This window comes from Kocuria sp. CH-021, from assembly GCF_049716185.1.
In the GTDB taxonomy this organism is placed as follows: Bacteria; Actinomycetota; Actinomycetes; order Actinomycetales; family Micrococcaceae; genus Kocuria; species Kocuria cellulosilytica.
The window spans coordinates 110,763-123,499 of the sequence record NZ_JBNAFK010000009.1 but is presented as its reverse complement, the minus strand read 5'-3'; the positions used below and the strand labels follow the sequence as shown (position 1 = coordinate 123,499).

Sequence of the window (12,737 nt, the reverse complement as noted above, 5' to 3'; positions counted from 1 at the left end):
AGCACCGCTCACAGGGTGGGGACGTTCGCGAGCAGCTCGCGGGTGTACTCGTGCTGCGGGTTCTCCAGGACCTCGTCCGTGGGGCCCGCGTCGACGATCCTGCCCGCGTGCAGCACCGCCAGGCGCTGGGACACGTGCCGGGCGAGCGCGATGTTGTGGGTGACGAACAGCATGGCCATGCCGTTCTCGACCTGCAGCGTACGCAGCAGGTCGACGATCGACGCCTGCACCGACACGTCCAGGGCGGAGGTCACCTCGTCGCACACCAGCACCGCGGGCGCGTTCACCAGGGCGCGGGCGATGGCGGCCCGCTGCCGCTCCCCGCCGCTGAGCTCGCCCGGTCGCCGGTCCGCGAAGCCGGCGCCGAGCCGCACCCGGTCGAGGGCCTCCAGCACCTGGGCCCGGCGCTGCCGCCGGTCCAGGGATCCGTTGATCCGCAGCGGCACCTCGATCGACTCGGCGATCGTGCGCCGTGGGTTGAGCGAGGAGAAGGGGGACTGGAACACGTACTGGATGCGGCGGCGTTCCTCCCGGCTGCGCCGGCGGGTGCCGGGCGCCAGCTCCCGGCCGTCCAGGACCACGGAACCGGTGTAGTTCTCGGCGAGGCCGGCCAGGCACCGGGCGAGGGTGGTCTTGCCGGAGCCGGACTCGCCCAAGAGCATCATCGACTCTCCCTCGGCGATCCGGAGGTCGATGCCGTTGAGCACCAGGAGCGGGCCGTGCGCGAGCCGCAGGTCGCGGACTGCCAGCAGGACGCCGTCCTCGTGCTCCGCGGGTCGGGCGGCCGGCGTGCCCGCGGCGGACGGGTCGGGTGGCCGGGCACTCGGGCCGGAGGCCGACGGTGCGTCCGGCGGCGTCGGGCGCCGCGCGGAAAGCGCCTCGACGCGGCCGATGGCGTGGCGCCCCGCCAGGTCGGGCACGGCCGCCATGAGCCGGCGCGTGTACGGGTGCCGGGGCCGGTGGAGCACCTCCCGGCTGGGGCCGTGCTCCACCACCTCCCCCGCGAGCATGACGGCGACGTCGTCGGCCACCTCGGCCACCACGGCCAGGTCGTGGGTGATGTACAGTCCTGCGGTCCCGTGCCGGTGCGCGAGACCGTCCACGGTCCGCAGCACCAGCGCCTGGGTGGTGACGTCGAGCCCGGTGGTGGGCTCGTCGAGCACGATCACCGCCGGACGGCAGGCGAAGGCCATCGCGATGCCCACCCGCTGCTGCTGTCCCCCCGAGAGCTGGTGGGGGTAGCGGCGCTGCTGGGCGGTGTCGCCGGGCAGGCCGACCTCGGCGAGCACCTCGGCGACCCGGGCGCTCCGGGCCCGGTCGGACTCGCCGTGGCCGTGGACGCGCAGCACCTCGAGGATCTGCTCGCCGATCCGCATGGCCGGGTTCAGGGACAGCGCGGGGTCCTGCGGCACGTAGGACACGGTGCCGCCGCGCAGCCGCCGGCGCCCGGCCTCGGGCAGGCCCAGCACGTCGAGGGCGTCGGGGCCGTCCCCGAGCCGGACGGTCCCACCGGTGTGCTGCAGACCCGTCCGGAAGTGCCCCAGGCAGGCCAGGCCGGCGGTGGTCTTGCCCGATCCGGACTCGCCCACCAGGGCCAGGATCCGGCCGGGACGGAGCTCGAAGCCCACCCCGCGCAGGATCTCGTGGCCGGCGGCCGTGGCCACCCGCAGGTCGCTCGCCCGCAGGGCCACGGCCTGCGTCGTCGCCGGGCGCTCGCCCGAGGGGGCGCTCACGGCGCGCCCTCCGCGCCGCCGCGGGCGGAGGCACGGGCGAGGGAGTCGGTGATCAGGTTGGTGCCGACGGTCAGCACCGCGATGGCCAGCACGGGCAGCAGGACGCCCCACGGCTGGAGCACCAGGGCGATGCGGTTCTCGTTGATCATCAGCCCCCAGTCCGCCGTGGGCGGCTGCAGTCCCAGCCCGAGGAAGGACAGGGAGGCCACGGCGCCGATCGAGTAGGTCGTGCGCAGCCCCAGCTCGACCATGAGCGGGCCGGTGATGTTGGGCAGCACGTCCTGGGTGAGGATCCGCCACCGGGGCACCGCGTACATCTCCGCGGCGCGGACGTAGTCCTCGGTGATCACGGCGGAGGCGGCCGCCCGGGTGACGCGCGCGATGCGCGGGGCGTGGGTGATCCCGATGACGGTGACCAGCACCCAGCCCTGCGGGCCGAGCACGGTGATGGCCAGCAGGGCGACGACCAGCTGCGGCAGGGCCAGCAGCACGTCGTTGCCGCGCATCACCAGGGTGTCCAGCCACCCGCCCTGGTAGGCGGCGACCATGCCGGCGACCACGCCCAGCACCATGCCCAGCAGGGTGGCCAGGCCGGCGTAGACCAGCAGGCGCAGCCCGCCGGCGAGGAACCGGCTGAGCACGTCGCGGCCGAGGTTGTCGGTGCCCAGGACCCCGTCGGGCTGGTAGGGCCGGCCCGCGAAGCCCGTGCTGGTGTAGCCCGTGGCCCAGGGCAGCAGCAGCGGGCCCAGGAGGGCCAGCAGGACCACGGCACCGGTCAGGACCAGCCCCACCCGGGCCTGGCGCTGCCGCAGCAGACGGCCGAGGAGGCCGGCGGTCGTCCCGCGCCCGGAGGCGGGGGGCTCGGGGGCCGGATCGGTGTTGCTCATCGGGATCCCTCCGTGCGCAGCTTGGGGTTGGTCACGATGCCGACGACGTCGGCCAGCAGGTTGACCAGCACGTAGACGACGGCCACCAGCATGGTCAGGGCCTGCACCACCTGCACGTCCCGGTTCGCGACGGCGTCGACGAGGGCCTGGCCCACGCCCGGGTAGCGGAAGAGGAACTCCACGACCACGATGCCGCCGGCCAGCCAGGCCAGCTGGATGGCGACCACCTGGGCCACGGGCGCCAGCGCCTGCGGCACCGCGTGCCGCCGGACGACCTGCCTCTCGGGGACGCCCTTGAGCCGCGCCATCTCCACGTGCCCGGAGTCCAGCACCTCGCTCATCGTGGCCCGCATCATGCGGACGATGTACGGGGTGACCACCAGGACCAGGGTGAGGACGGGCAGGACCAGCTGGGCGGGGTAGAACCAGACCGGCTCTCCGGGCGGCGCCATGGTCACCGAGGGCAGCACCGTGAGGACCGTGGTGGAGAACAGCGCGATCAGCCCGATCCCGACGACGAACTCCGGCAGTGCCGCCAGCACCAGGCTGACGCCGGTGACCACATGGTCCCCGGCGCGGCCACGGCGCAGCGCGCTCCAGGTGCCCACCAGGATCCCCACCGGAACGCTGACGACCGAGGCCAGGAGCATCAGGAGCAGGGACGCCCCGGCCCGCTCGCCCACCAGCTCGCTCACCGGTCCGCCGGTGGCCGCCGAGACGCCGAGGTCCCCGACCAGCAGACCGCCCAGCCAGCTCAGATAGCGCTGCCAGACCGGCTCGTCGAGGTGCATCTGCTCGCGCAGCGCGGCCAGCCGCTCGGGCGTGGCCTGCTGCCCGAGGACGGCCTGGGCGGGGTCCCCGGGCAGCAGCAGGACAGCCACGAAGACCAGCAGGGACACGGCCAGGAGGATGAGCAGGCTGACCAGCAGTCGCCGGACGATCATGCGCAGCATCAGCTGTCCCCTCCCAGCCACACCCGGCGGAACTCGAAGCCGGACAGGGCCAGGCCGGTGCGGTTGGGCACGAGCCCGCCCACGTAGCGCTGGTAGGCGTCGGCCTGGTTGGGGTAGCCCCAGATGATGTAGCCGCCCTCGTGGTACTCCAGGGCCTGCGCCCGGGCGATCAGGGCGTTGCGGGCGTCCTCGTCCACGGTGGCGCGCGCCTCCTCCACGAGCGCGATGAACTCCGGGTGGGCCCAGTGCGTCTCGTTGTACGGGGAGGAGGGCATCGAGCCGTTGTCGGCCTGCGGCAGGAAGTTGCGCGTGTACCAGAAGTCCTGGGCGAAGTCCCACTGCAGGTAGCCGTCCCCGAAGAACGTGGTGGTGTCGACCCGCCGGATGCCGACCCGGATCCCCGCGGGCTCTGCCTGCTGGGCGAAGACCTGCGCGGCCTCCACGGCCCCGGCCTGGATCGGGGCGGTCACCAGCTCGACGTCGAGCCCGTCGGGGTGGCCGGCCTCGGCCAGCAGCCGCCGGGCGCGCGCGATGTCCTGGGTGCGCTGCGGCAGGCCGGCGGCGAATCCCGGGTCGTACGGGGCGTAGAGGTCGTTGGCGACGCGGCCGTTGCCGCTGAGCACCTGCTCGATCATCTCCTCCCGGTCCACGACCAGCCGGAACGCCTCGCGCACCCGGTTGTCGTCGAACGGCGGCCGGTCCACGCGCATGGTGAACGGCAGCCACATGCCGGTCTCGGAGTTGAGCACGTCGATCCGGGGGTCCGCGTCGATGACCTCGATGAGCGTCAGCGGGATCTGCCCGACCGCGTCGACCTGGGTGGAGAGCAGCGCGTTGATCAGCGCGTCGGTGTCGTCGAAGTCGAGGATCTCCACCCGGTCCAGGTACGGGCGGTCCGGCTGCCAGTAGCGGTCGTTGCGCACGAAGACGCTGCGCTGGCCCGCGGAGAAGAAGTCGTGCTTGAAGGGCCCGGTGCCGACCGGGGCGGCGGGGTCGTAGTCGGCCGGGACGATGCCGAGATTGTACTGCCCCAGCGTGTCGTCGAAGACGGCCGAGGGGGAGGCGAGCCGGAACTCGACCGTGAGCTCGTCGAGCACGGCCACCTCGTCCAGCAGCCCCAGGCTCGAGGCCCCGCTCTTGGGGTCGTCGGGGTCGGTGATCCGGCGGAACGTCGCGGCCACGTCGGCGCCGGTGAGCGGCCGGCCGTCGTGGAACCGCACGCCCTCGCGCAGCCGGACCGTCCAGGTCCTGGCGTCCGCGGACGGCGTGGCGGACAGGGCCAGCAGCGGCACGAGCCGGTAGTCCTCGTCGCGGTACAGCAACGCCTCGTAGAGGTTGACGACCCGGGCGATGTCCGTGGTGCTGACCGGGGTGTGGGCGTCCAGGGTGTCGGAGGCGCCGCCGCCCGCGAGCCCCACGCGCAGGCTCCCGCCGTGCCGGGGCGAGCCGGCTGGGTCGGCCAGCATCGGCGGCTCGGCGGCTCCGCAGCCTGTCAGGACGGTGCCCAGGCCCAGGATCCCGCCGGCGCCGAGGAGCTGGCGCCGGGTCCAGGGGGGACGTGGTGCAGGAGGCACGGTACCATCCCCTCTCGTGGGGCCGAGGACCGAGAGCCCCGGGCAGGGGACGGCAGCTCCAGCATATGCGGCGGCACCGGTCCGGTCACCGGCGGCGGCACCGTTCCGGTCGCCGACCGTACGGGCACCCGCCGGGGCCGGGGCGGCCGTCCCGGGCGCCACGGCGGCTCGCAGCACGAAAAAAGGCCGGGCGGGACATCCTCTCGGATGTCCCGCCCCGCCTGCGTGGTGCGCGAGGGGGGAGTTGAACCCCCACGCCCTCTCGGGCACACGGACCTGAACCGTGCGCGTCTGCCTATTCCGCCACTCGCGCTCGTCGACCACCGCGGCGGACCGCTGTGGGCAACGACGACAAGCCTACCCGGACTCGTCCCCGATGGCCAATCGGCGACCGTCGGGCGTCCGTCAGTAAGCTTGCCGCATCCCGGGCAGGGACCGACGACGGCACACAGGGAGCGCGGATGGAACCGGACAGCAGCAATCTCGAGGAGAAGCGCAAGGAGCTGGGGCGGACCGACGAGCCGCTCGAGGACGAACTGGTCGAGGAGTTCGACAACACCGTCACCGAGGGCGCGGAGCGCCTGACCCGCACGTGGCGGGCGCTGGTCATCACCGGGCTGTTCGGCGGCATCGACGTGGGCGTGGGCATCCTCGCCTACCTGGCGGTCAAGGAGGCCACGGGCTCCGACCTGCTGGCCGGGGCGGCGTTCGGCTTCGGCCTGCTCGCCCTGCAGCTCGCCCACTCGGAGCTGTTCACGGAGAACTTCCTGGTGCCCATCTACGCGGTCGTCTCCCGGCACAGCACCTGGCTGCAGCTGGGACGCTTCTGGACGGTGACCCTGCTGACCAACCTCCTGGGCGGATGGCTGTTCACGTGGTTCGTGGTGGCGGGGTTCCCGCAGTTCCACGACACCCTGGAGAAGTCGGCGAGGCAGTACCTGGAGGGCGGGCTGACCCTGGAGTCGGCCGCCCTGGCGCTGCTGGCCGGCAGCACCATCACGCTGGGCACGCGGATGGCCCAGGGCTCGGGCAGCGAGGTGGTGCACACCTTCATCGCGCTCATCGACGGCCTGCTGGTCGTCGGCCTGGGCATGCTGCACGGAGCACTGAACTCGGCCATCATCTTCGGGGCGATGCACGCGGGCGCGGACATCTCCTACACGGACTGGCTGCTGTGGATGCTGTGGGTCATCCCGCTGAACATGGTGGGCGGGCTCGTCGTCATCACCCTGCCGCGGCTCGTCCGCACGCTCGAGCTGATCAAGAATGAGCGCGCGGAGCAGAACCGCCGGCACGCCGAGGACGGACGGGTGGTCTGAGGGCTCAGCCGACCACGAGCCCGGTGGTCAGGGCGAACGCCCCCCACAGGCCCGTCAGGGCGAAGAGGGTGATCGGGGCGAGCAGCGCGATCTCCGCGGCCGAGCCGGCGTTGCCGATCAGCGGCACCGTGAGGAAGGAGCGGTTCTTGTACACCGACCGGGGCAGGGGCAGGGGCATGCGCAGGGGATAGAGCAGGTGGATCCCGCGCGTGGTCACCAGGTCCCCGGCGAGGTGGGCGACCACCCCGGTGGCCACGGCCGCCGGGAACCACCACTCGTGCGCGGGCGGGTGCAGCCCCACGACGACGCCCAGCCCGATCCCCACGACCCAGTTGAGCTTCGCGACCCGGTCCGGCACGAAGGCGAGCACCTGCACCGCGAAGGCGATGAGCAGCACGGACATCACCGCGGCGAGCGGCCACACCCAGCCCAGGCCCTCCACCGGGATCCCGATCTTCTGCGCCGCGGCCGCCAGCGCGGTGAACACCGCCACCCCCAGCAGGGAGTGGGTGCCCCGCCGGTGGCCGCCGGCGAGCCGGCAGATCCCGCGGGCCAGCCACGTGGACAGCGGGCGGAGGGACCGGGCCACGGTCCCGTCCGGGTGGTCGAGGTCCGGGAGCAGCGCCGCCCCGGCGGTGACGAGCGCGCCGGTGAGCACACCGGTGTCGCCGACGTCCAGGACCCCCCAGCCGATCGGGACGGTGAGCTCCTGCAGGCGCAGCTGGTAGTCGGCGGTCAGCGCCACCCACGCGGCCGCCCCGCAGGCCGCATGGCTCGGTCCCATCATGAGATCGACGTCCTCCTCGGACTCCCGGTTCCGGCGGGCCGGTCGGCACCACCAGCGGAAACCCTAGGGCCCGGCCCGGACAGCGCAGCGGGACCGCCCGGGCGGGCGGTCCCGCTGCCGTCGTCGTCCCCCCGCCGCGGCCGCCGCGGCCCGCGTGCTCCGCGTCAGGGGGCGGGCACGGCCCGCCACCCCGCGGAGTCCACCTCGACGACGACGGGCGCCCGCCCGCCCATGCCCCGCCGCCGCAGCGCCTCCGCGATGTCACCGGCGGGGGCCGCGACCACGAAGGTCTCCCCGCGGAACAGGTCGGCCGAGTCCTCGACGAGCGACGTCAGCTCCCCGGCGCCGCGGGCCGTGAACCGCTCGGCCACGCGCAGCCGGGCCGTCCACGGCGGGGGAGGGGCGGCGTCGTCGAGGAGCACGGCGGTGGCCGGGCACTGCAGGTCGGTCATGGCCCCAGTCTTCCCCCGGGGGCGCGGCGGGGGAAGACTGGGGCCATGACCGACCCCGTGGACCCGATCACCGTCGCGGCCGCCCGGGCCCGCCTGGCCGCGGACGCCCACCGCGGCGTGGAGTCCGACGCGTGGGTCGCGGGCCTGGCCGCCTCCGGCGGCCCCCACCGGCCGGGCACGCCGCGGCCCTCCCCGGGGGACGTCCTCTCCGGGCGCGACGACGCCCACAGGGCCTCCTCCGAGGGCGACCGCCGGTCCGCCGAGTGGGTCCGCGACCTCGCCGACCGGGGCGGCTGACGCGGTCCCGGCCGGTCAGTCCGCGGACTTCGGCTGCCCCGGCAGCTGCTGCGCGCAGCCGGGGGTGAGCCAGGCCTTCACGTAGCCGCCGGACTGGTAGGCGAACTCCCGCAGCGGGCCCCGCGGCACGTCCGGGTAGTCGAAGGAGAGCACGTCCAGCCGCCCCGCGAAACAGCGCTCCAGCAGCAGGCGGGAGCGGGCCACGTGCTGGCGGTAGGTGAGCACGCTGACGTGGTCCCACCCCCGCTGCTCGCTGAGCGCGCGCAGCTCCATGGCCTCGCCCTGGGTGGTCGAGGGATCGGGCCGGAAGCAGATCACCTCGTAGGCCCGGCCGCCGTCCTCCGCGCAGGTCTGCGCGGCCCGGGCGTAGTACACCCGTCCCGAGGCGTCGCCGAGGTCGCGGGTGCCGGGATTCGCCACGACCAGCACCGGCGCCAACCCGGCGTCCATGAGCCGCAGCGCCTCCGCCATGCGCGTCCGGTCCGGAGGGCCCAGGACGAGGAGGGCGTCCGAGCGCGACGGGGCGTCGGTCCGGGGGTGCTGGAACACGACCCAGCCGGCGATCAGCCAGGCCAGCCCCAGGGCGAGCACCGTGACCAGGGCGCGGGTGACCCACGCGGAGCGCGGGGTGGTGCGGGCACTGCGGGGCATCGCGCCGCTCCTCGCCGGTCGTCGGGGCAGGGTCCGGATCAGCCGACATTGTCGCACCCGCCGCTGGGCGCGGGCGCCGTGTGACGGGCCGGGGCCGCCCGGGCGGGGCGGCCCCGGCCTACGATGTAGGACGCCGGTGCCGCGTGCACCGGGGCCCGACGACCGAGGAGGACGGACCGCATGACGGTGGAGGATGAGTCCGGCGTGCTGTGCCGGGTGCCCATGCGCTGGGGCGACATGGACCCGTACGGGCACGTGAACAACGTGGAGGTCGTGCGGCTGCTCGAGGAGGCGCGGATCGCGGCCCTGGGCGTGCCCGTGGGCACCGGCGACCAGGTGGAGCCCCCGCTGATCCCCTTCTTCTCCGCGCTGCCGGAGGGCACCCAGGCGCTGATCACCGAGAACCGGATCAAGTACCTCCGTCCCCTCGAGTACCGCAACACCCCGGTGGAGGTCCGGGTGTGGGTCGTCTCGGCCCGCGGCGGGGCCCTGACGCTGGGCTTCGAGATCACCGACGTGGTCTCCCGCCGGGCGTGCGTGCGGGCCGAGACGCGGCTCGCGTTCTTCGTGCCCGCCACCGGCACGGTGCTGCGCATCTCGGCGGAGCAGCAGGAGCTCCTGGCCCCCCACGGGGGCCCGCTCGTCTTCCGCTGACCCGCGCGGGGGCCCGCCGGAAGCCGGTCAGGCCTCCGTGCGGGCCCGGTGGACCGCCTGTGAGCGCCGGTACTGCGCCGCGAGGCGGACGGGGGCGTTGGGCGCGCCGAAGCCGGAGTAGCCGCGGCGGCGCTCGACCACCTCGAAGAACACCGTGCCCAGGGTCTCCGTGTAGAAGTGCAGGAACTCGCCCTCCGCGTCCCGGTCGTAGAGCAGGTGCAGCTCCTGCAGGGAGGCCACGAACCCGGGGTCGAGGTCGAAGCGGGCGTCGAGGTCCTCGTAGTAGTTCTGCGGCACGGGCAGGAACCGCAGCCCGCGCCGGCGGGCCCGCCGGGCCACGGCGACGACGTCCGTGCAGGACAGCGCCACGTGCTCGGGATAGGCCGCGCCCACGAAGGAGCCCTGCTCGGCGGCGGTCGGGGCCACGTTGAGCGGCATCCGCACCGCGCCGTTGGCCGAGCGCATGACCTGGCTGCGCACCAGTCCCGAGGGGCCAGGGACGTCCTGGGAGGACTGCGCCTCGAGGGCGAGCACCGAGGTGTAGAACAGCACGGCCTCGTCGTAGTGCTGCCACGGCTGGGCCATGTTGAGGTGGTCCACCCCGGTGACCAGGGCCCCGGGCTCGAGCTCGTCGTCCGCGCCGAACTCGCCCAGCCACGCCGGGACCCCGTCCGCCGTGCGCTCGCAGAAGAAGATCTCCGTGCCGTCCGGGGCGAACACCCCGCGCAGCACCTGCTCGCCGGGACCCTGGGCGCGCGGCACGGGCAGGGCCTTGAGCCGGGCGGCCCGCTCCACGGCGGCGTCCGGGTCCGCGACGTCGAAGCCGAGCGCGGCGACCTCGGTGGGGGACCCGTCCGGGACCGCGTCGTTGACGACGACCCGCACCGGTCCCTGCACCCACACCTGCACGTTCTCCTTGGACTGGTGGTGACCGCCCAGGGCGAAGCCGAGCTGGTGCAGGAGCCGGGTGGTCTCGCCGAGCCGCCCGGTGCGGATCTCCACGAAGTCGTAGCCGGCCGGTTCCTCGACCGCGGGCAGCGGCTGGAGCCCGAGCGTGTCCCGGGTCCGCTCGCCGGCCAGGGCCCGCCGGGTCTGGTCCTCGAGCCAGCGCAGGGAGCGCAGCCCGTCCACCGCCGTGCGGTTGACGTCGGCCTGGCGGAAGGCGTCGTTGAAGATCTCCAGGGACACCGGCCCGTCGTAGCCCGCGCGGACCAGGTGGGACATGAACCCGACCATGTCGAAGTCGCCCTCCCCGGGGAACACCCGGTGGTGGCGGGACCAGGACAGCACGTCCAGGCTCAGCAGCGGGGCGTCGGCCAGCTGCACGAAGAAGATCTTCTCCGCCGCGATGCCCTCGATGGGCGCCGGGTCCCAGGCGCGGGAGAGGATGTGGAAGCTGTCGAGGCAGGTCCCCACGGCCGGGTGGTCGGCCAGGTCCACGATCCGCTGGGCGTGCTCGAAGTCGTCGACGAACCTCCCCCAGGCCAGCGCCTCGTAGGCCAGCCGCACCCCGTACCGGGCGGCGAGCTCGCCGAGCCGGCGCAGCTGCCCGGCCACGACCTCGTCGTCGTCGATCACCGCGGTGGCCACGTTGGAGCACACGAGCACCGTCTGCACGCCGAGCCGGTCCATCAGCCGGAACTTGGCCTCGGCGCGCCGCAGGTTCGCGGCGAGCTGCTCGGGGCCCACGGCCTCGAAGTCCCGGAAGGGCTGATAGAGGTCCAGGCCCAGCCCCAGCTGTGCCGCGAGCTCCCGGATCTGCTCGGGGGAGGAGGGGGAGACGACCAGGTCCTGCTCGAACACCTCGATCCCGTCGAAGCCCGCCGCCGCGGCGGCGTGCATCTTCTCCTCCAGGGTGCCCGAGAGGCAGACCGTGGCGATCGAGGTGCGCATCAGCGTCCCGCCCCGGAGACGGCCGGCTCCGCGGCGGCCTGCTCCTCGGCGACCGGCTCCGCAGCGGTCCGCCCCGGGCCGCTCCGGCCCCCGGCGCCGAGGGCGCGCAGCTCGGCGGCCTCGGTGCGCGAAGTGTGCAGCGCGTCGATCTCGTCGAGGGACTTCTTCGCCGTCTCCCGGGCCGTCAGCGCGGCGCCGCCGGAGATCAGGCACGCCACCGTGACGAACACGGCCACGCCCAGCCAGTTGTCGCCGGCGGGACCGGCCACGGCGGAGGCGAGGACGGGCGCGAAGCCGCCCGAGACCGCGAAGCCGATCTGCGTGCCCAGGGCCAGGCCGGTGACCCGCACCCGCAGCGGCAGCATCTCGGCGTAGAACGAGGGCCAGATGCTGTTGGCCATCGAGTAGGCGCACCCGGACATGACCGCGCCGAGCCCGAAGATGAGCGGCCAGTTCCCGGCGTGGACCGCCGAGAGATAGGGGTACATCAGCACGGCGGGGCCGAGAACCCCGGCGAGGAAGACGGGCTTGCGGCCGATGCGGTCGGCGAGCACGGCCACGACCGGGATCACGAACAGGGCGACGGCGTTGGCCAGCACGGAGACCCACAGCATGGTGGAGCGCTCGAGGCCGACCACGGAGGTGGCGAACGAGAGCGACCACACCGTGAACACCACGTTGACGGTGTTGATCATGGCGGCCGCGGCGATCCGGAGCACAGGGGCCCGGTGGTGCCTCAGGAGCACCCGCAGCGGGGACTCCGGCTCCTCGGCGGGCCCCTCGGCGCGGGCCTCCCGGAAGGCCGGCGGCTCCTCCAGGTGGCGGCGGATCAGGTAGGCGGCCACCACGACCACGGCGGAGAGCCAGAACGGCACGCGCCAGCCCCAGCTGAACAGCGCCTCCTCCGGCAGCAGGGTGAAGGGAATGAACACCGCGGTGGCCAGGAGGGTCCCGAACTGGGTGCCCTGCAGGGTCCAGCTGGTGGTGTACGCCCGCCGGTCCTCGTCGGCGTGCTCGAGCGACATGGAGATGGCGCTCGCCTGCTCGCCCGCGGCGGACAGGCCCTGGACCACGCGGCACAGCACGAGCAGCGCGGGCGCCAGCATCCCCACCTGGTCGTAGGTCGGGAGGCACCCGACGGCGAAGGTCGCCCCGCCGATCATGAACAGGGTCAGCATGAGCACGAACTTGCGGCCGAACCGGTCCGCCAGGGGGCCCATGACCAGCGCGCCCAGCGGCCGGACGGCGTACGCCACGCCCACGGTGCCCATGGCGAAGAGGATCGCCACGCCGGGGGACGTCTCGGCGGGGAAGAAGAGGTGGTTGAGCACCAGGGCGGCGGCGGTGCCGTAGACCGCGAAGTCGTAGTACTCGAGGGCGCTGCCGATCCAGCCGGCGAGGGCGGCCTTGCGGGGCGTCCTCGCGGACGGCGGCGGGGCCGTGGTCTCGGCGGTCGTCGCTGCTGAGCTCATGGGGATCCTTCGTTCGGAGTCCACAACACATCTAGCTCTCATATTGTGGAAACAACTTCTGTTGT

At 73.9% G+C, this 12,737-nt stretch carries 12 protein-coding genes and 1 tRNA gene; 3 read left to right on the top strand and 10 right to left on the bottom strand.

The window, feature by feature from the left end:
- Positions 1-8 precede the first annotated feature (8 nt).
- The 5 genes from ACPYN7_RS08985 to ACPYN7_RS08965 form a co-directional block, all read right to left on the bottom strand.
- A complete protein-coding gene (locus ACPYN7_RS08985; RefSeq protein ID WP_424347415.1) occupies positions 9-1,733 on the bottom strand; it encodes a dipeptide ABC transporter ATP-binding protein in 1,725 nt (574 codons plus the stop codon).
- A complete protein-coding gene (locus tag ACPYN7_RS08980) occupies positions 1,730-2,620 on the bottom strand; it encodes an ABC transporter permease (RefSeq protein WP_424347414.1) in 891 nt (296 codons plus the stop codon). The genes ACPYN7_RS08985 and ACPYN7_RS08980 overlap by 4 nt, the downstream gene beginning before the upstream one ends.
- Complete coding sequence (locus ACPYN7_RS08975) at positions 2,617-3,573, bottom strand: ABC transporter permease (RefSeq protein WP_424347413.1); 957 nt, start codon at positions 3,571-3,573, stop codon at positions 2,617-2,619. Before ACPYN7_RS08975 ends, ACPYN7_RS08980 begins: the two co-directional genes overlap by 4 nt.
- Positions 3,573-5,039 carry an ABC transporter substrate-binding protein gene (locus ACPYN7_RS08970; protein ID WP_424347443.1) on the bottom strand — a complete coding sequence of 489 codons (1,467 nt, stop codon included), beginning with the start codon at positions 5,037-5,039 and terminating at the stop codon, positions 3,573-3,575. The genes ACPYN7_RS08975 and ACPYN7_RS08970 overlap by 1 nt, the downstream gene beginning before the upstream one ends.
- Positions 5,040-5,373: 334 nt before the next feature.
- A tRNA-Leu gene (locus ACPYN7_RS08965) sits at positions 5,374-5,460 on the bottom strand.
- A gap of 148 nt (positions 5,461-5,608) precedes the next feature.
- On the opposite strand from ACPYN7_RS08965, the gene ACPYN7_RS08960 reads away from it, so the two are divergent.
- On the top strand, positions 5,609-6,466 hold the full coding sequence (locus tag ACPYN7_RS08960) for a formate/nitrite transporter family protein (protein ID WP_424347412.1): 858 nt from the start codon (positions 5,609-5,611) through the stop codon (positions 6,464-6,466).
- 4 nt (positions 6,467-6,470) lie between these two features.
- Here ACPYN7_RS08960 and ACPYN7_RS08955 read toward each other — a convergent pair whose 3' ends face one another.
- Both ACPYN7_RS08955 and ACPYN7_RS08950 read right to left on the bottom strand, forming a co-directional pair.
- On the bottom strand, positions 6,471-7,253 hold the full coding sequence (locus ACPYN7_RS08955) for a metal-dependent hydrolase (protein WP_058875184.1): 783 nt from the start codon (positions 7,251-7,253) through the stop codon (positions 6,471-6,473).
- A 164-nt stretch (positions 7,254-7,417) separates the two neighbouring features.
- The gene (locus ACPYN7_RS08950) at positions 7,418-7,705 is read right to left on the bottom strand and encodes a hypothetical protein (protein ID WP_058875185.1); all 288 of its coding nucleotides are present in this window, start codon (positions 7,703-7,705) and stop codon (positions 7,418-7,420) included.
- Between the two features lie 45 nt (positions 7,706-7,750).
- On the opposite strand from ACPYN7_RS08950, the gene ACPYN7_RS08945 reads away from it, so the two are divergent.
- The gene (locus ACPYN7_RS08945; protein ID WP_058875186.1) at positions 7,751-8,002 is read left to right on the top strand and encodes a hypothetical protein; all 252 of its coding nucleotides are present in this window, start codon (positions 7,751-7,753) and stop codon (positions 8,000-8,002) included.
- A 15-nt stretch (positions 8,003-8,017) separates the two neighbouring features.
- Here ACPYN7_RS08945 and ACPYN7_RS08940 read toward each other — a convergent pair whose 3' ends face one another.
- Positions 8,018-8,653, bottom strand: a complete 636-nt coding sequence (locus tag ACPYN7_RS08940) for a YdcF family protein (RefSeq protein WP_424347411.1) — start codon at positions 8,651-8,653, stop codon at positions 8,018-8,020.
- Between the two features lie 180 nt (positions 8,654-8,833).
- Between ACPYN7_RS08940 and ACPYN7_RS08935 the strand changes: the two genes are divergently transcribed.
- A complete protein-coding gene (locus ACPYN7_RS08935) occupies positions 8,834-9,307 on the top strand; it encodes an acyl-CoA thioesterase (protein WP_058875188.1) in 474 nt (157 codons plus the stop codon).
- A 27-nt stretch (positions 9,308-9,334) separates the two neighbouring features.
- Here ACPYN7_RS08935 and ACPYN7_RS08930 read toward each other — a convergent pair whose 3' ends face one another.
- Both ACPYN7_RS08930 and ACPYN7_RS08925 read right to left on the bottom strand, forming a co-directional pair.
- Positions 9,335-11,200 carry a bifunctional sugar phosphate isomerase/epimerase/4-hydroxyphenylpyruvate dioxygenase family protein gene (locus tag ACPYN7_RS08930; RefSeq protein WP_424347410.1) on the bottom strand — a complete coding sequence of 622 codons (1,866 nt, stop codon included), beginning with the start codon at positions 11,198-11,200 and terminating at the stop codon, positions 9,335-9,337.
- A complete protein-coding gene (locus ACPYN7_RS08925; protein WP_424347409.1) occupies positions 11,200-12,672 on the bottom strand; it encodes an MFS transporter in 1,473 nt (490 codons plus the stop codon). Before ACPYN7_RS08925 ends, ACPYN7_RS08930 begins: the two co-directional genes overlap by 1 nt.
- Positions 12,673-12,737 lie beyond the last annotated feature (65 nt).

Coding starts and splice junctions, on each gene's coding strand:
- ACPYN7_RS08980 (WP_424347414.1), bottom strand. CDS start 2,620: ATGAGCAACACCGATCCGGCCCCCGAGCCCCCCGCCTCCGGGCGCGGG.
- ACPYN7_RS08975 (WP_424347413.1), bottom strand. CDS start 3,573: ATGCTGCGCATGATCGTCCGGCGACTGCTGGTCAGCCTGCTCATCCTC.
- ACPYN7_RS08970 (WP_424347443.1), bottom strand. CDS start 5,039: ATGCTGGCCGACCCAGCCGGCTCGCCCCGGCACGGCGGGAGCCTGCGC.
- ACPYN7_RS08960 (WP_424347412.1), top strand. CDS start 5,609: ATGGAACCGGACAGCAGCAATCTCGAGGAGAAGCGCAAGGAGCTGGGG.
- ACPYN7_RS08955 (WP_058875184.1), bottom strand. CDS start 7,253: ATGATGGGACCGAGCCATGCGGCCTGCGGGGCGGCCGCGTGGGTGGCG.
- ACPYN7_RS08950 (WP_058875185.1), bottom strand. CDS start 7,705: ATGACCGACCTGCAGTGCCCGGCCACCGCCGTGCTCCTCGACGACGCC.
- ACPYN7_RS08945 (WP_058875186.1), top strand. CDS start 7,751: ATGACCGACCCCGTGGACCCGATCACCGTCGCGGCCGCCCGGGCCCGC.
- ACPYN7_RS08940 (WP_424347411.1), bottom strand. CDS start 8,653: ATGCCCCGCAGTGCCCGCACCACCCCGCGCTCCGCGTGGGTCACCCGC.
- ACPYN7_RS08935 (WP_058875188.1), top strand. CDS start 8,834: ATGACGGTGGAGGATGAGTCCGGCGTGCTGTGCCGGGTGCCCATGCGC.
- ACPYN7_RS08930 (WP_424347410.1), bottom strand. CDS start 11,200: ATGCGCACCTCGATCGCCACGGTCTGCCTCTCGGGCACCCTGGAGGAG.
- ACPYN7_RS08925 (WP_424347409.1), bottom strand. CDS start 12,672: ATGAGCTCAGCAGCGACGACCGCCGAGACCACGGCCCCGCCGCCGTCC.